General features: G+C 71.9%; 14 protein-coding genes. 4 read left to right on the top strand and 10 right to left on the bottom strand.

Annotated features, from left to right (window positions below):
- The first annotated feature begins 40 nt into the window (after window positions 1-40).
- On the top strand, window positions 41-490 hold the full coding sequence (locus ASG63_RS03880; protein ID WP_056212262.1) for a GNAT family N-acetyltransferase: 450 nt from the start codon (window positions 41-43) through the stop codon (window positions 488-490).
- 227 nt (window positions 491-717) lie between these two features.
- Complete coding sequence (locus ASG63_RS03885) at window positions 718-2,919, top strand: transglycosylase domain-containing protein (RefSeq protein WP_056212264.1); 2,202 nt, start codon at window positions 718-720, stop codon at window positions 2,917-2,919.
- 113 nt (window positions 2,920-3,032) lie between these two features.
- Here the strand turns inward: ASG63_RS03885 and ASG63_RS03890 are convergent, their stop codons facing one another.
- The 3 genes from ASG63_RS03890 to ASG63_RS03900 all read right to left on the bottom strand — a co-directional run bounded on the left by ASG63_RS03890 (window position 3,033) and on the right by ASG63_RS03900 (window position 6,866).
- The gene (locus tag ASG63_RS03890; RefSeq protein ID WP_056212265.1) at window positions 3,033-4,550 is read right to left on the bottom strand and encodes an FAD-dependent monooxygenase; all 1,518 of its coding nucleotides are present in this window, start codon (window positions 4,548-4,550) and stop codon (window positions 3,033-3,035) included.
- Window positions 4,551-4,665: 115 nt separating this feature from the next.
- Entirely contained in the window at window positions 4,666-5,943 is a 1,278-nt protein-coding gene (locus ASG63_RS03895; protein ID WP_082559165.1) for an OprO/OprP family phosphate-selective porin, read from the bottom strand.
- 83 nt (window positions 5,944-6,026) lie between these two features.
- Window positions 6,027-6,866 carry an aldo/keto reductase gene (locus ASG63_RS03900; RefSeq protein WP_056212268.1) on the bottom strand — a complete coding sequence of 280 codons (840 nt, stop codon included), beginning with the start codon at window positions 6,864-6,866 and terminating at the stop codon, window positions 6,027-6,029.
- A 273-nt stretch (window positions 6,867-7,139) separates the two neighbouring features.
- Here ASG63_RS03900 and ASG63_RS03905 point away from each other — a divergent pair, with 273 nt between their 5' ends.
- Both ASG63_RS03905 and ASG63_RS03910 read left to right on the top strand, forming a co-directional pair.
- Window positions 7,140-8,207: an adenylate/guanylate cyclase domain-containing protein gene (locus tag ASG63_RS03905; RefSeq protein ID WP_056212270.1), complete on the top strand. Its 1,068-nt coding sequence runs from the start codon at window positions 7,140-7,142 to the stop codon at window positions 8,205-8,207.
- A complete protein-coding gene (locus ASG63_RS03910) occupies window positions 8,204-8,686 on the top strand; it encodes a YaiI/YqxD family protein (RefSeq protein ID WP_056212272.1) in 483 nt (160 codons plus the stop codon). The genes ASG63_RS03905 and ASG63_RS03910 overlap by 4 nt, the downstream gene beginning before the upstream one ends.
- Window positions 8,687-8,775: 89 nt before the next feature.
- On the opposite strand, the gene ASG63_RS03915 is transcribed toward ASG63_RS03910, so the two are convergent.
- From ASG63_RS03915 to ASG63_RS03945, 7 genes are all read right to left on the bottom strand, one after another.
- Window positions 8,776-9,051, bottom strand: coding sequence for a BrnA antitoxin family protein (locus ASG63_RS03915; RefSeq protein WP_056212274.1), 276 nt, complete (start codon window positions 9,049-9,051; stop codon window positions 8,776-8,778).
- Between the two features lie 23 nt (window positions 9,052-9,074).
- The gene (locus tag ASG63_RS03920) at window positions 9,075-9,299 is read right to left on the bottom strand and encodes a hypothetical protein (protein WP_055956977.1); all 225 of its coding nucleotides are present in this window, start codon (window positions 9,297-9,299) and stop codon (window positions 9,075-9,077) included.
- Between the two features lie 304 nt (window positions 9,300-9,603).
- Window positions 9,604-10,533: a DMT family transporter gene (locus ASG63_RS03925; protein ID WP_056212277.1), complete on the bottom strand. Its 930-nt coding sequence runs from the start codon at window positions 10,531-10,533 to the stop codon at window positions 9,604-9,606.
- Between the two features lie 57 nt (window positions 10,534-10,590).
- Window positions 10,591-11,859: an arsenic transporter gene (locus ASG63_RS03930; protein ID WP_056212278.1), complete on the bottom strand. Its 1,269-nt coding sequence runs from the start codon at window positions 11,857-11,859 to the stop codon at window positions 10,591-10,593.
- A gap of 50 nt (window positions 11,860-11,909) precedes the next feature.
- Entirely contained in the window at window positions 11,910-13,025 is a 1,116-nt protein-coding gene (locus tag ASG63_RS03935; RefSeq protein WP_056212280.1) for a metallophosphoesterase, read from the bottom strand.
- Between the two features lie 5 nt (window positions 13,026-13,030).
- A complete protein-coding gene (locus ASG63_RS03940) occupies window positions 13,031-14,356 on the bottom strand; it encodes an MFS transporter (RefSeq protein ID WP_056212282.1) in 1,326 nt (441 codons plus the stop codon).
- A 158-nt stretch (window positions 14,357-14,514) separates the two neighbouring features.
- On the bottom strand, window positions 14,515-16,056 hold the full coding sequence (locus ASG63_RS03945) for a glucosamine inositolphosphorylceramide transferase family protein (RefSeq protein WP_056212283.1): 1,542 nt from the start codon (window positions 16,054-16,056) through the stop codon (window positions 14,515-14,517).
- Window positions 16,057-16,102 lie beyond the last annotated feature (46 nt).

Here is a 16,102-nt window from a genome sequence, read left to right on the forward strand (position 1 = left end):
CTCCGCCGGCTCCGGCCGGGGGAGCCGACCGGAGCGATGCGTGGCGAGCCGTTACGGGCTGGAGATCCGGGCGGCGAACGGCAGCGACGCGGCGGGCCTCGCCGAACTCCTGCGCGGCTCCGGCCACCCCGCCGCGAGCGAGACCCTGGCCGAGCGGATCGAGGCCCTGCGGCACGGCTCGGGCGCGGCCCTCGTCGCGGTCGACTGGGGTCCGCCGAGCGGCCTCGTCGTCCTGCACTGGTATCCCTCCCTCACGGCCAGCCTGCCCACGGCGCAGATCACCACCCTGCTGGTCGATCCCGAGGCCCGACGGCGCGGTATCGGCCGCCTTCTCCTCAAGGCGGCCTCGCAGGCGGCGCGCTCGGCCGGATGCGGCGAGATCCAGTTGCTGGCCCGCCACGACCAGGCGGATCTGCAGGCCTTCGGCGCCGCCACCGGATTCAGCGATCACGGCTCCGTCTCGGTCCGGCCCCTGCGCAAGAAGGCGTGAGCAGGCCCACCGGGTTGCGGGGGTCGAGCGGGCGCCCGCGCGGTCGCTCCCGCCGCCCCGGTCGCCCCCTGAACATCCGGTGTACGAACCGCGCGGGCCGTCGAATTTCCCCTTGTTTTTCAACGCTTTGAAAAATCAGCCGGTTAACACCCCTTAAACCCGCCGCAATTACCGTGCGCAAGCAGGGTCGCTCGAATCGCGAACGAACCTTGGGGCAGACGGGACGCATGGCGAAGGGACGTGGAGGCGCGGGCAGGGGGGAGCCGAACTTCGACGTGCCCGAGGGCCGTGTCGGGGACCCGGCCGATCTCGATCTGCGGCTCTCGCGCGCCGATCGCGCGGGAGGCGGCGTGGCACGAGGCGAGTCAGGTTCACGGGGCGGCCGCGGCGCGAAGAGCCGTGCCCCCGCCCCATCACGGGCGCTGCGCAAGGCGCCGCGCCGGGCCCGCCGCTCGATCCTCGGCCGGCTCGTCTACGGCGTCCTCGTCCTCGGCCTCTGGGGCGTGATCGGCATCGCGGGGCTCGTGGCCTACCACGCGTCGCAGCTGCCGCCGATCGACCAGCTCGCGGTCCCCAAGCGCCCGCCCAACATCGCCATCCTGGCGAGCGACGGCTCGCTCCTGGCCAATCGCGGCGAGACCGGCGGCCGGGTGGTCGGCATCAAGGAACTGCCGCCCTACCTGCCGCGTGCCTTCGTGGCCATCGAGGACCGGCGCTTCTACAGCCATTTCGGCGTCGATCCCGTCGGCATCGCCCGCGCGGTCGCCCAGAACGTGACCCGCCGCGGCGTGTCGCAGGGCGGCTCGACCCTGACGCAGCAGCTCGCCAAGAACCTGTTCCTCACCCCGGAACGCTCCGCATCGCGAAAGATCCAGGAGGCGATCCTGGCCCTCTGGCTGGAGCACAAGTACAGCAAGGACGAGATCCTCGAGCTCTACCTCAACCGCGTCTATTTCGGCGCCGGCGCCTACGGCGTGGAGGCCGCGGCCCAGCGCTATTTCGGCAAGCCCGCCAAGGCCGTGACGCTGGCGGAGGCGGCCATGCTCGGCGGCCTCGTGCAGGCGCCGTCGCGCCTGGCGCCGAACCGCAACCTGCCCGCCGCCCAGGCCCGTGCCGCCCAGGTGCTCGCCGCCATGGAGGAGCTGGGCTTCGCAAAGCCCGCCGACGTCAAGCTGGCGCTCGCGACCCCGGCCCGGCCCGCCGGCGTACGCGGCGGCGGCTCGGCCAACTACGTCGCCGACCTCGTCATGGATGTCCTCGACGACTTCGTGCCGAAGTTCGAGAGCGACATCGTCATCGCCACCACCGTCGAGACCGGCCTTCAGGCCGCCGGCGAGAAGGCGCTGGTGGACGAGCTGAACCAGAAGGGCGGCCGCTACAACGTCGCACAGGGCGCCCTCGTCTCGATGAAGCCGGACGGGGCGATCCGCGCCCTGGTGGGCGGGCGCGACTATGCCCAGAGCCAGTTCAACCGCGCCACCACGGCCAAGCGCCAGCCCGGCTCGTCGTTCAAGCCCTTCGTCTACCTCGCGGCGGTCGAGCACGGCCTGACCCCCGATTCCGTGCGGGAGGACGCCCCGATCAGCATCAGGGGCTGGAGCCCGGAGAACTATTCCCGCGATTACCGGGGCGCGGTGACCCTGCGCGACGCCCTCGCGCTCTCCCTCAACACCGTGGCGGTCCGCCTCGGCCAGGAGGTCGGGCCCAAGACCGTGGTGCAGACGGCCCAGCGCCTCGGCATCTCCTCCCCACTGCAGGCCAACGGCTCGATCGCGCTCGGCACCTCGGAGGTGACGCCCCTGGAGATGGTGGGCGCCTACGCCGCCTTCGCCAATGGCGGCACGGGGGTGATCCCCTACGTCATCGCCAGCGTGAAGAGTGCCGACGGCAAGGTGCTCTACCGGCGCAAGGACGGCGGCCTCGGCCGCGTCATCGACGCCAACGCGGTCTCGATGATGAACGCCATGATGCACGAAACCTTCGTGAGCGGCACCGCCAGGAAGGCGGAGGTTCCGGGCTGGGATCTCGCCGGCAAGACCGGCACCAGCCAGGACTTCCGCGATGCCTGGTTCATCGGCTACTCGGCCACCCTGGTGACCGGCGTCTGGCTCGGCAACGACGACGGSGAGCCGACGAAGAAGGTCTCGGGCGGCAACCTGCCGGGCGAGATCTGGAAGGCCTACATGACCGTGGCGCTGAAGGGCCAGAGCCCGGTGATGCTCCCCGGCGCCAATCGCTGGCGCAACCGCGGCCCGTCGTCCGAGCCCGCCGTCACCAACAGCACCCCGGGCGGCCTGATCGGCGCCCTCCTGGGCGAGCCGCAGGCCGCCGCCCCGCCGCGCCCGGCCGCCCGCCACGCGGATGCGAGCCGCGGCCCGAGCCAGGACGACCGCAACTTCCTCGAGAAGCTGTTCGGGGTCGGCGAGTAGCGCCGGCTCCGGATCCCCTCCAATCGTTGCTGCGGGGTGACGGGTCCGCGCTTCGCCCAGGCGCAGCGCGAGCCGGCGGATACGGTCCTGGCTCCGGTCCAGCCGGACCAATGTCAGTCGTCCGCTCCCCAGGTCAGCCCGTGCTGCGCCTGGAAGGCGGCCAGCGTCGAGACGGAGGCTTGCCCATCGGCGAGGGCCACGTAGCCGTCGGGCCGCACGAGGTAGAGGGCGTCCCGGGCAAGGCCGACGCGCTCGGCCTCGGGGCTCCAGGCGCAGACGTGCAGGCGCAGACCCTGCTGACCGCACCAGCGCGCCAGGTCCGGCGCCGCCGCCCCGTGGACCTGCACCCGCCATTCCGGGTCGTCCACGTCCGCGCCCGGCACCCAAGGCAGCCGGTCCCCGCCATGGACCCGGCCCGCCCGGCCGGCGCTGAGCGCGCTGTGCCGGTAGGCCAGGGCGATCTGCGCGATCGTTCGAAACAGGTAGCGCCGGAGGGCCGGGGAACCGGCGACGAGCCGTGCCAGCAGGGGCGCGAGGGTGGTCCGCCCGAGCTGCGCCAGCGGGGTCTCCGACGTCGCTAAGGTAAACACCCGGTCCGTCGTCGCGACGAGCCGGCGGGCAAAGCCGATCCGCTCGGTCTCGTAGGTGTCGAGCAAAGCGTCGTCGGCCCGCCCCCGGAGACAGGCGGCGAGCTTCCAGCCGAGATTCATCGCGTCGCCGATGCCGGTGTTCATGCCCTGCCCGCCGGCCGGGCTGTGAATGTGTCCCGCATCCCCGAGCAGGAAGGCGCGCCCGTCGCGAAAGCGGTCGGCGACCCGGTGATGCACCCGGTAGGTCGAGAACCAATTCACGGTCCGCGGCGCGATCCGCAGCCGCTCCAGCGCCGTGACGGCGATCTCGTCGAAGGTCAGGCGCTCGCCGCGACCGGCCTGATCGTCGCGCATCGTTCCGACGAGGCGCGCCCGCCCGCGCTCCGCCAGGGGAAACACGGCGAGGAAATCGGCGGCCCCGTCGAGGTTGAGATGGATCTCGCCGTCGATGGCCGGGCCGTCCGCGGCGAGATCGGCGACGTAGAAGAAGCGATCGTAGGTGCCGCCCGGGAACCCGATGCCCAGGGTCTCGCGCACCGTCGAGCGGGCGCCGTCGCACCCGGCCAGATAGGCGGCCGCCACCTGGGCCGGCGCTCCCTCGGCCGTGCGCAGGGTGGCGACGACGCGCGCCCTGTCCTGCGTGAACCCGATGAGTTCGGTGCCTCGCTCAACCCGGATCCCGGCCGCGGCGAGACGATCGATCAGGAGCCGCTCGTGCGCGTCCTGTGGGTAGATCAGCAGGAAAGGATAGGGCGTCGGGTTCCGCGGGTCGGCCGCGAAGGCCACGCGGGCGCGCCGGGTGCCGGCGGTCCAGACGTTGACGGCCGGCACCCGGTGCCCCGCGGCGGCGACCGCCTCGGCGAGGCCGAGGAGGCGGTAGAGTTCGAGGGTGCGCGCCTGGATTCCGAGCGCCCGGGAGGCGGTGCCGGGCCCCGCTGTCCGGTCGATGATCCGGACGCGGATGCCGAGCCGTGTCAGCCACAGGGCGAGGACCAGGCCCGTGGGCCCGGCGCCGACGATCAGGACTTCCGTGCGTTCCATGGATCGTCATGCCGACCCGGATCGCCGGGCGCGGCCCGGCCTGCCGACGCATCGTAGCATCGCCCCTGGGGCCGGCCGCAAGCCTGCCCAACGGGCTTAGGCCATCCCGAACCGCCTACCAGTAGAGCTGAAACCGCCCGATGAAGCTGTCCGCGTCGATGGTGCGGCCGCCCTGCACCGCCGACGGGCTGGTATGCGAGCGGACGTAGTCGGCGACCACGCGGATGTTGCGGTCGGGGTACCAGTTCAGTCCGACCGTGACGTCGCGCTCGATGCCGCCGCGAATGCCGGCATCGTCGAGGTCGATGGCGCTGAAGCGGGTGCCGAGTTCGAAGACGCCGATCCCGCCCCGCGAGACACGGTCGGCCTCCGCCACCTGCACGCCGGAGAAGATCGCGTAGGTGGCACCGTAATCGGGGGCGAGCTTGTAGGCGCGGCCCTTGCCGTTGAGGATGAGGCTGGCCTGGACATAGCCGCCCTGGAAGCCGACCGTGCGGGCGCCCCCGAAGCGCTCCACCTCCGTGCGGATGTACTCGGCCTGGACCAGGAACGGGCCGTCGCGATAGGCCGCCTCGAGGCCGATGCGGCGGACGCCCGCCGCGTCGCGGATGGCGCCGGTGTCGACGAAGTCGCGCTGGTACAGGAACGCCTCCGACCGGCTCGACAGCGACAGCCCCTGCCCGTCGCGGGGCAGATCGCGAAAGCTTCCGGCGAGGCCGAGATGCAGCACCCGGTCGTCCTCGTGGATCGGCGCGTAGGTGGCGCGCCCCGTGGCGGCGACGCCCTCGCTGCCGACCCCGGTATTGGCGTTGCCGCCGAAGACGCTGGCGACCACCGTCCAGTCCTCTCCGTGGCGGCCGAGCGCGAAACCGAAATTGCGGGCCGGCGCGAAGCCGTCGGCGAGCGAGCGCTCGGTGAACAGGGTGTTGTTGTCGCCGGTCAGCTGGTCGAGGCTGAAGGGCTCCTTCATGTTGCCTACCGTCAGGAGGGTGTTCGCGAAGCCCGTATAGGCGGCGGCCGCGTCGTTGATCGGCCGCATCGGGTCGGCGAAATCGTACTGGAGGGCGAGCTCCAGGCTCTTGCCGAGGGTGAGATAGCTCTCGATCCAGGCTCGGCGCACCGCGAAATTCTCCGGGAAGGGCTCGGGAAAGCCGGGCTGCCGGATGGCCGCCGCCCCGTAATCGAGCTGCAGCTTGCCGCCGATGCGCAGCTTGGCGACATCGGGGAAGCGCAGGGTGATGCCCTTCTCGTCGATCGTCAGGGTCTCGCCGTTGGGCTGGTCGGGATTGCGCGTGTCGGGCCGGCTATTGTCGGTCTTGACGTCCTCGGACAGCGCAGGGGTGCCGGCGAGGCAGCACAGGCCGAGGACGACCGGATCCAGCCATCGCACCATCGCACGCATTCCTCAAAGGGGCCCGGCGCGGACCGTCCGCGCCGGATCGTCCCCGGCCATTGGCCACAACTTCGCCCCGGCCGCTACAGCATCGGCAGGCTGCGCGGGCGCGGACCGCGCGGGAAGGCCGCCTCGAGGGCGGCGCGATCCTCCGGCGTCAGGCCGATCGACCCCGCCGCCGCGTTCGCCCGGGCCCGCTCGGGCCGCGCCGTCTTCGGAATGGTGAAGGTGCCCTCCTCCCGTGTCAGGAACGCGACGGCGATGGCCCGCGCCGTGGTGCCGTGCGCCTCCGCCAGGCGGGCGAGCACCCGGCCTCCGGCGCTTCCGGCCTCGGGGAAGTCACCGCTCCCGAAGGGCGAATAGCCGACCAGGGCGACGCCGTTGCGTCGGCACCAGGGCAGCACCGCGTGCTCGATGGCGCGCTCCTTCAGATGGTAGAGCACCTGATTGCAGGCGATCTGGCCCGGCCCCGCGATCGCCAGGGCCTCGTCGAGATCGGCGACGTCGAAGTTGCTCACCCCCCAGGACCGGATCTTGCCCGCCTGCTTGAGGGCGGAGAAGCCCGCGATGGTGTCCTCCAGCGGGTAACGGCCCGGCCAGTGCAGCAGGTAGGCGTCGAGATGGTCGGTGCCGAGGCGCTTCAGCGAGCGCTCGCAGGCGGCGACCACCCCCGCCCGGCTGGCATTGCCGGGCACCACCTTCGACACCAGGAACACCTCCGCGCGCCGGCCCGCGATGGCCTCGCCCACCAGGGGCTCGGCCTCGCCGTACATCTCGGCGGTGTCGATATGCGTCAGGCCGGCGTCGAGGCCCGCCCGCAGAGTCGCGACCGCGGCGGCGCGGTCCGCCTGGTCGAGGTGCCACGTGCCCTGTCCGATGACGGGCACCGCCGGCCCCGCCGTCCCGAAGGTTCTACTCCGCATCCGCCTCGCGCTCCCAGAATGGTGATCTCCTCTGGCAACGCATGGCGGCCACACCGGTCCCCGATCCGCGGGCCTGCGTCACCTTGGCCTTACTCGCGCCATCATGGGGCGATGATCAGGACGGGGTTCGAAGCTCGGCGCGCCAAGGGGCGCCGCCGCCTCCGGACCCATCCCCGAAGGGGTCCATCCGTTGCGCAGCGCTGCACCCTCCCCCATCCTGGCCGGATCGCCGCGGCCGGCCCCCGCCGGGGCACCGCACGAGGGACGCCGCTGATGCTGCCGCAGCACCGCTGGTTCTGGCTCCTCATCCTCTTCGCCTGCGGCGGCGCGGGCCTCCTCTACAACGTGCTGTTCGCCGGCGGCGCGACGCCCCTCGCCGGCCTGACCTACGGCCTGGCCGTGGGCGGCACGACGCTCGCCTTCGACCGGGGCATGATCCTGGGCGGCCTGCAGGCGCGGATGCGCCGGATGCCGGCGAAGCTCTACGTGCCGGCGGCCGAGCTCGCCTACGTGCTGATGATCGCCGCCGGGATCGCGCTGGGCGGGTTGCTGGTCTGGGCTCTGGGACTCACCGACGACGACCTCAGCCACGCCGTGCGGATCACCCCGCGGGTGCTGGCCTACTGCCTCGCGGTCTCGGCGATGCTCGTCTTCGTCATCCGCATGCGCGATCTCATCGGCGGCGAGGTGTTCGTGAACTTCCTCGTGGGGCGCTACCACCAGCCCGTGCGGGAGGAACGGATCTTCCTGTTCCTCGACGTCGTCGGATCGACCGCCTTCGCCGAAACCCACGGCGACCTGAAGGCCCAGGCCTATCTCGGCGCGGTCTTCGCAGCCCTCGCCGAGCCCGTCCGGCGCAACGCCGGCTCCATCGACGACTATATCGGCGACATGGCGATGATCACCTGGCCGATGGCCCGCGGCCTGAAGGATGCGCGCTGCGTCGCCTGCGTGTTCGACGTGATGGACCGCCTGGACGCGGAATCCGAGGCCTGGATGGCGCGGTTCGGCACCGTGCCGCGCCTGCGCGCGGCCCTGCACGGCGGCTCGATCGTCACGGCGGAAGTCGGAGTCGACCGGCACAAGATCGCGTATTTCGGCGATGCGGTGAACGTCACCGCGCGCATCGAATCCCTGTGCCGGCCCCTCGGCACCGAGATCCTCGTCTCGGACGACCTGCTGGCCCGGATCGCGCGCCTGCCCGCGGGCATCCGCGCCCGAGCCCTCGGCGCCCACGCCCTGCGGGGGCGCGGCCAGCCCCTCAGCGTCTCGACCCTGGAGCGCGTCGGGACGGAGACGGTGGAGTCCGGCGTACCGCCGCACGCGGTCGCCGCGCAGTGAGCGGGACCGAGCCGACCCGGTCCATCGTCGTCTACATCGACGCGGATGCCTGCCCGGTGAAGGACGAGACCTACCGGGTCGCCGGCCGATACGGGCTGCACGTCTGTGTCGTCGCCAACAGTTTCCTGGCGCTGCCGCGGGAGCCGTGGATCGAACGGGTGGTGGTCAGCGACGGGTTCGACGCCGCCGATGACTGGATCGCCGAGCGAGCCCGGCCCGGTGCCATCGTCGTCACCGCCGATGTGCCCCTGGCCAGCCGCTGCGTGAAGGCGGGCGCCGACGTGCTCGCCCCCACCGGCAAGCCCTTCAGCGAGAGCGGCATCGGCATGGCGCTGGCCACGCGCAACCTGATGCAGGACCTGCGCGAGGCCGGCGCGATCACCGGCGGGCCGAAGCCGTTCTCGGCCCGCGACCGTTCGGCCTTCCTCGGCGCCCTCGACCGCACCGTGATGCGGCTGAAGCGGGGCGGCTTCGGCTAGGCTTCCGAATCCGAACCGTCGACCGGTGCGGCAGAGCCGATGCCCCCACGACCAGGCCTCGCGGCGGCGTTGCGCCGTGCGGCCCCGGCCTAGAGCCCGGCGGCGGCCTTGAGCGCCGCGTTGATGCGATCCTGCCAGCCCGGACCGTCCTTCTGGAAATGCTCGAGCACGGCGCGGTCGAGGCGCAGGCTGACCATCTCGCGGGCGCCGGGCACGACCGAGGCCGGGGCGGCCGGCGTGGCCGAGATCGTCTTGGCCGTTCCGATGGGCTTGGCGGTCTCGACGGGTTTGGTGGTGGCGGCCTTGAAGGCCGCCTCGGCGGCCTGTCGCGGGTCGCTCGGTCGACGGGAGCGGTCGAATGCCATGGCTTCTACTCCGCCGGGCCGTCTCAGGACCGCTTGCGCTTGGGCGCGGGCGGCGGGGCGGCGGCCTTCGCCTCGGCGTCGGCGGCCTCCTTGGCCAAGCGCAGGGCCCGCAGCTTCACCGTCCGCTCGTCCACGGCCTTCACCGAGGCGAGATGCTCGGCCATGGCCTGGGCGCCTTCCTTGGCCATCCGCTCGGCCCGCTCGGCGCGCTCCTCGGATCGGGTCCGGGCGTCGGTCTCGTCGCTCATCGCATTCCTGTCCTTGAACCCTCCCGCACGCGCTCGGCGCGGCGTCGCAAATGCCCGTCGGCGCGGCCGCGTGGGCGGTCCGGGCGCCGGATTTCGGTGACCGATCAGGTCGTGACGCGCGCCGGACTCGGCCGGGAGACGGCAATCGGGCGGCACGAGAGGCTGTCCACACACCCTTGACGCGGATCGGCTCCGGGCGGGATCGTCGGAGGTTTAGCACGCCGGGCGCCGAAAAGGCCAACGTTTCCCGGCGGCTGCAACCGCTTGTCCTCAAGCTTCGCGTTTTCGAATACGCAGGGGCCGCTCAAAACACCGAGATCAGCACGATGCCGGCGACCATCAGGGCCGCACCGCCGAGCCGGGCGGGCCCGGCCTTGACCTGCTTCATGCCGACCCAGCCGAAATGGTCGAGGGCCACCGAGGTCAGGAGGTTGGCGGTGATGAGGAGGCCGTTGAAGGCACCCGCCCCCACCTTGTCGACGAAGAGCAGGCCGCCGAACACTGCCACCGCCCCGGTGATGCCGGCGAGCGGCATCCACCAGCGCACGCCGGACACGTCCTGCCGGGTGGGCAGCGGGGTCGGGCGCACGAGGAAGACCAGCACGAACACGAACACGACGGGCAGGAAGGAGACGGTGGCGGCGAGCCAAGGGTTCACCAGGGCGCCGCGCAGCTGCGAATTCCAGACGACGCCGACGGCCTGCAGGATGCCCGCGACCACGATGAAGGGGTAGAGCAGCTTCGGGTTGAGCCCATGCCCGCCGTCCTTGTCCCCGCCCGTGTCGGCGGTGGTGCGGGCGATGAAGAACACGCCGACCGCCATCAGCAGACCGCCGAGCCAGGGCATCAGCTTGAAGCCGCCGCCCCGGAGCCCGAACAGGCCGAAGGAATCCATGGCGAGCGAGGCCAGGATGTTGGCCGTCAGGGTCAGGCCGTTGAAGGGCCCGGCCCCGACCTTGTCGATGAAGGCGAGCCCGCCGAACACCGCCACCGCGCCGGCCACACCGCCCAGCGGCGCGTACCAGGGCATCTTGCCGAGGGTCTCCAGGGTGGGGAGCGGTGTCGGCATGACGAGGAACAGCGTGGCGAACACGAACACGATGGGCAGGAACGAGACCGAGGCGGCGAGCCAGGGGTTCACGAGCCGGCCGCGCAGCTGCGCGTTCATCGAATTGCCCAGCGCCTGTAGGACGCCCGCGACGAGGATGAAGGGATAGAGCAGTGCGGCGTTCACGGGGGACCTTGGGCTAGGGACTTTGGACCGGAGACTTCGGGCTGAGACGCAAGGGAGCTAGACGAGGAGCAGGCCGGCGAGCGCCAGCAGCAGCGCGGGCGGCATGACGAGCAGGCCGAGCTTGAGGAAGCGCCAGAAGCCGACGTCCTGGCCCTCGCGGCGGATCGCGGTCAGCCACAGGATGGTGGCCAGCGACCCCGTCACCGAGAGGTTCGGACCGATGTCGACCCCGATCAGCACCGCGCCCGCGACCGTGTCGGGCACGTGGGCGGTCTGCACCGCGGCACCCGCGATGAGGCCGGCGGGGAGGTTGTTGACGAGGTTGCAGAGCACCGCGATCAGGGTGCCGGCGCCCCAGGCGGTCTCGACGGGCGAGGCGGCCGCCGCCTGCTTCAGCGCATCGGCGATCATCCGCAGAACGCCGGTCTTCTCCAGTGCCTCGACCAGCACGAACAGGCCGGCGACCAGGGGCAGCACGCTCCAGGACACGTCCTTGGCGACCTCGACGAGGCCGCCGCGCTTCATCAGGAGGACGGCCGCCGTGGTGAGGCCGCCGGCCACGAAGGTCGGCAGGCCGAGATCGAGCCCCAGGGCGGAGGCGCCGATGAGCACGCCGCCGGTGGTTACGATGCCGAGGCCGGCGACGAGTCCGGTCCGCGACAGGTGCACGGCCTCGACATCGGTGGCGACCTGCTGGTCGCGCAGCACGGAATTCTGCGTCAGGCGCAGGATGGCGTAGGTGGCGACGATGGCCAGCACCGAGGGCAGCGCGAACATCGCCAGCCACTGCGTCAGCGGCGGCATGTGCTCGGCGAAGACCACGAGGTTGGCCGGGTTCGAGATCGGCAGCACGAAGCTCGCCGCATTGGCGATGAAGGCGCAGATCAGGAGGTAGGGCAGCGGGTTCTCGACCTTGGCGGCCTTGGTGGCGGCGTAGACGGCCGGGGTCAGCACCACCGCGCAGGCATCGTTGGAGAGGAAGACCGTCACCACGGTGCCGACGACGTAGATCAGGGTGAACAGGCGGGTGGCCGAGCCCTTGGCCGCCCGCACCGCGATGCCGGCGAGCCAGTCGAACAGGCCCTCCTTCCGCGCCACTTCCGACATCAGCATCATGCCGACGAGGAAGAGGTAGACGTCCGTACCCTTGAGAACGCCCTCCCAGGCGGTCCCGGCCGGCATCAGGCCGAACACCACGAGGGCGGCAGCGCCCAGCACCGCCCAGATCGCCTCCGGCCAGGAGAAGGGACGGGTGATCACCCCCAGGGTGGCCACGGCGGCGATCGCCCATGTGACGAGGTTCGGGGTCAGCGTCAGCGCACCCATCGGGTTCGGAATCCTTGGTCGGAAAGAAAGTCGGGCAGGGCGGATGCGCCCTACCAGTGGCGCCCGTTGCGGTTCGGGCCGAGCTGGGTGCCGAGGATGCCCCGGTCCGGCCAGGCGCCGACGGAATCCGCGTCGCTGCCGAGGCCCTTGGAGCGGACGAGGGCGCCGACGTCGCCGGCCGGCTCGATCTGGTCCTGGCCGACACCGCCCTCGGAATCCTGGGCGCGGACGGTGAGGCGTCCCGCGCCGGGGGGCCAGTCGACCGTGGCGCGGAAGCGGCGATCGCCCTCGGCGCGCCGCATCGGGCGCCAGGGACCGCCGTCGATGTTGAACTCGCAGACCGCCGTCCGGCCGGCACCGAGCACCAGGGCGCGGATCTCGGTGGTGCCCGAGACGATGTGGTCCTCGGCATGGGCGAGGCGGCGGTCGGCCGGCGCGGTGATCACCACGAAGGGCCAGCCCTGCGCCAGTTCCTTGAAGCGCCAGCTCACCACGCCCCGGTCGATCGCCGCGATGGTGTACCCGACCGGCCCCTCCTCGATCTGGCCCGTCGAGCGGGTCGCCGCGTAGATGGTCCGGCCGTCATTGGCGAGTTCGTTGTAGTGGGTGTGCCCCATCTCGACGAGGCGGATGCGCGAGCCGTGCACGAGTTCTGCGACCGTCGCAGCCTCGCCCTCCCCCGTCAGGTCGGCGGGGTAGCTGTGCATGAACAGGGCGCAGTCGTGCCCTTCCGCCTCGGCGGCGCCCGCCTCCCGCCGGAGCCAGGCGACCTGCCCGTCGCCGAGGCGAAAATCCGGTCCGCCGGAGCCCGGCCCGCACATGTCGAGGAACAGGCAGCGGGTGCCCGACACCGTCACCGCGTAGGGTAGCCGCGGCACGCCGAGGCCGGCATAGAACGCCGCGAGGCTCCCGCTTTCCATGTCGTGGTCGCCGGTGATGACGTGGAAAGGCCGGCGCAGGCGGTCGAGTTCGGCGCGCACCAGGGCGTACTGCGCGGGCGTGCCGTTGTCGGCGTTGTCGCCGGGCAGATAGACGAAGTCGACCCCGTCCACGGCGTTGATCTGGTCCACGATGGCGTGGAGGTCGCGGGCGTTGTCGGCGTCCGCATCGGTGAGGTGCAGGTCGCCGATATGGGCGAAGGCGAGGATGTCGTCGGTGGCGGCCATGGGGGTCAGGCCGCCGGCGCGGGGACGGGCGTCAGGCCGCCACCGTCGGCACCGGAGCGGCCGGGCTCGTAGCCGCGCGTCTCCGGCATCGCGAAGAGGTAGAGGGCGAAGCCCAGGCCCGCGATGGCGGCCAGGGACAGGAACGCGGTCGAGTAGCCCGCCGACACGATGATCAGGCCGGCGAGGGTCGCGCTCAGCGCCGCGCCCAGGCTCTGGGCCGTGGCGACGGCCCCCTGGGAGACGTTGAACCGGCCCGTGCCCCGGGTCAGGTCGGCGACGATGACGGGGAAGAGGGCGCCGTAGATGCCGGCGCCGACGCCGTCGAGGAGCTGGACGCCCACGAGATAGAACGGGTTGTCCGACAGGGTGTAGAGCACGCCCCGGATCGCCAGGACGCCGAAGGCCGCGAGGAAGATCGGCTTTCGCCCGATCGCATCGGCCTTGGCGCCGACGAACACCGCCACCGGCACCATCACCAGCTGCGCGGCCACGATGCAGATCGCGATCAGCGAGGTGGCGTTGTCCTTGCCGGAAAGCTTCGTGAGCAGCTGCCCCACCGAGGTGAGCATCGCGGCGTTCGAGAGGTGGAACAGCGCGGCCAGCACCGCGAAGAGCAGCAGGTACTTGTTCTTCAGGAGCGCGGTGAGGCCCGAGGGTTCCTCCTCGCCCTCGGTCCGGGCCTGCGTCTCGGTCTGGTCGAGACCGCGGGCGAGATCGTCGTCGATGGAATCGGAGGGCACCATCAGCATGGCGCCGATGCTGCACACGGCGAGCAGCGCCATCAGCCAGAACACCACGATCGGTCCGAAGAAGTAGGCGGTGCCGCCGGCGATCGCCGCCGAAGCGGCGTTGCCCGCATGGTTGAAGCCCTCGTTGCGGCCGATGCGCTTGGCGAACAGCTTCGGGCCGACGACGCCGAGGGTGATGGCGGCCAGCGCCGGCGGGAAGATCGCCCCGGCGATGCCGGCCACCGATTGCGTGGCGGCCACCACGTAGAAGTTCGTGATGAAGGGCAGGACGAGGCAGCTCAGCGTGACCGCGACGGCCGCCGCGATGACGATGGCGCGCTTGTGATTGGTCCGGTCGATCAGCGCCCCGGCTGGCGTCTGGGCGATGAGACCGGCGATGCCCGCGATGGTCATGACGAGGCCAGTGGTTGCCTCGTTCCAGCCCTGGTCCGGCCCCCGCACGGCGATCAGGTAGATCGCCAGGTAGGGACCGAGCCCATCGCGGACGTCGGCGAGGAAGAAGTTGAGCGCATCGAGCCCCCGCAGGACACGGGCCGACGGGTTTCGCATCGGAGCGGTGCGGGAGGAGAGCGGCTCGGCCATGAGGGGCCCTTCCGGACGTTCGAGCAGGACGATGTGAGATCGGGCTCGCAGGGGACCGGATTCCTTGCCCCCACCAGCGGTGGCACAAGCGTGCGCGCCGATGATTGTTCCTGGGGCGGGATTAAAATGTCCGTGATGACGTAAGTGGCTGCGAAACGTCAGGTTTCGCAGGCGCCGCCCGCCCCGCCGCGGAAGCGCCGGCGGACGCGTCCGGCCCCGTCGATGAATTCGAAATGCGGCGTCCGGTTGAGGGTGTGCAGGCCCGTGCCCGGGAAGCGCGGCCCCGCACGCAGGATCATCTCCACGCTCTGGGCGTAGCCCGCCGCGTCGAGGCGCCGGATCCGCGCGAGGCCGAGCGCCCCGCCATAGCCGTCGCGGCAATCCTGCACCGGCCGGAACAGGGCACCGTCCCGGGCGACGATGCGGCCGCCGGACCGGGCGGCGGCGATGTCGATCAGCACCGGATTTCCGGGATGCGCGGTCCACGGCCCGCGGAAATCCGGCGCGGACCAGAGGTGCAGGCTGTCGGAATACGATCCCCAGGCGGCGAAGGGGCCGTCATGCTCGCCGTCGTCGCGCACCGTCGCGAACAGCCACCAGCGGCCGTCGTGCCGGAGAAGAGTCGGATCGCTGGCATTCAGGCCGGAGATCAGGGTCGCCTCCTTGACCCAGCCGCCGGGGAAGGCGGTGGCGCGGTAGAGATCGAGGGTTCCGGTGGCGCCGCTCTCGGGCACCATCCAGTAGGCACCGCCCTCCGCGAAGACGAACGGATAGGAGAGGTGGTGGGCGGCCTCCAGCACCGGCACCGGTGTCCCGAGGGGGCCGTCGGCGCCGAAGCGCACGGCCGAGATCACGCCCTTCTGCAGGACGTGGCTGTAATCCTCCACGAACAGCACCGTGCCGGCGGCATCGGCGATCGGGAACGGATCGGCGTAGAAGCGGCGCCCGTCGTCCGGAAGCGTGTGCCAGCCGGTCTCCGGATGGGCCTGGAGGTCGATGAGGTCGGGACCGGCGAGCCGGCGCCAGCCGACCCGCCAATGGGGCGCCCAGGTGCAGAGGGCGTAGAGCCGGCGGGCGGCCATCCGGGCACAGGTGCGGGCGGCCCGGGCCGTTAGGGCGGCCGCCGTGAAGCCCGTCGGCGCCGGGCCCGGGATCGGGACACCCTCGGGCGCGAGCCGCGGCCCCGCTCCGCCGAGGGCGGCCAGGATCAGGCTCGCGGTCCGAACGAGAGCATCCTCGAAGGCGGTGAGCATGATGCCCCGCGCCTCGGTTCCGACCCGGCCGGAGGCGACGATCCGCCCGTCCTCGGTCAGGCTGACCACGGGCGGGCGCCCGGCCAGCAGCGAGGCGAGCAGGGCCGCCTCTCCGCAGGCCCCGTCGAAGGCGAGGCGCCAGACCGGCACGCCCGGCGGACCCGCCGCGTCGCCGCAGAGGTCGAGGACGAGGTCGGGCATTCCGTCGGCCGGGGCGGCACCGGCCAGGAGATCCGCGCGTTCGACCCGCAGGGCCGGCCCGGTGCGCGGCAGCCGGCGCAGCATCGCCTCGAGCCGGAACAGCAGCGCGGCGTTGGGCGGCAGCGCGCCCGGTCCCGGCGACAGGTCGAGGGACACCGACAGCCCGGGGCGGCGCAGGAGGCGTTCGATCAGCCGGAGGTGCCAACGGCGGCACATGCCCCCGTCGAGGCGAACGCTCAGGCGCATGGAGACGGATGTCCTCGGACGAGGGAGTGGTGCGGCCCCCCCGGCA

Origin of the sequence: Methylobacterium sp. Leaf94, from assembly GCF_001426045.1 — a bacterium.
In the GTDB taxonomy this organism is placed as follows: Bacteria; Pseudomonadota; Alphaproteobacteria; order Rhizobiales; family Beijerinckiaceae; genus Methylobacterium.

Excerpts from the sequence above, each read along its gene's own strand:
- ASG63_RS03890 (WP_056212265.1), bottom strand. The coding sequence starts at position 4,550 with ATGGAACGCACGGAAGTCCTGATCGTCGGCGCCGGGCCCACGGGCCTG.
- ASG63_RS03895 (WP_082559165.1), bottom strand. The coding sequence starts at position 5,943 with ATGGTGCGATGGCTGGATCCGGTCGTCCTCGGCCTGTGCTGCCTCGCC.
- ASG63_RS03900 (WP_056212268.1), bottom strand. The coding sequence starts at position 6,866 with ATGCGGAGTAGAACCTTCGGGACGGCGGGGCCGGCGGTGCCCGTCATC.
- ASG63_RS03905 (WP_056212270.1), top strand. The coding sequence starts at position 7,140 with ATGCTGCCGCAGCACCGCTGGTTCTGGCTCCTCATCCTCTTCGCCTGC.
- ASG63_RS03915 (WP_056212274.1), bottom strand. The coding sequence starts at position 9,051 with ATGGCATTCGACCGCTCCCGTCGACCGAGCGACCCGCGACAGGCCGCC.
- ASG63_RS03920 (WP_055956977.1), bottom strand. The coding sequence starts at position 9,299 with ATGAGCGACGAGACCGACGCCCGGACCCGATCCGAGGAGCGCGCCGAG.
- ASG63_RS03930 (WP_056212278.1), bottom strand. The coding sequence starts at position 11,859 with ATGGGTGCGCTGACGCTGACCCCGAACCTCGTCACATGGGCGATCGCC.
- ASG63_RS03935 (WP_056212280.1), bottom strand. The coding sequence starts at position 13,025 with ATGGCCGCCACCGACGACATCCTCGCCTTCGCCCATATCGGCGACCTG.
- ASG63_RS03940 (WP_056212282.1), bottom strand. The coding sequence starts at position 14,356 with ATGGCCGAGCCGCTCTCCTCCCGCACCGCTCCGATGCGAAACCCGTCG.
- ASG63_RS03945 (WP_056212283.1), bottom strand. The coding sequence starts at position 16,056 with ATGCGCCTGAGCGTTCGCCTCGACGGGGGCATGTGCCGCCGTTGGCAC.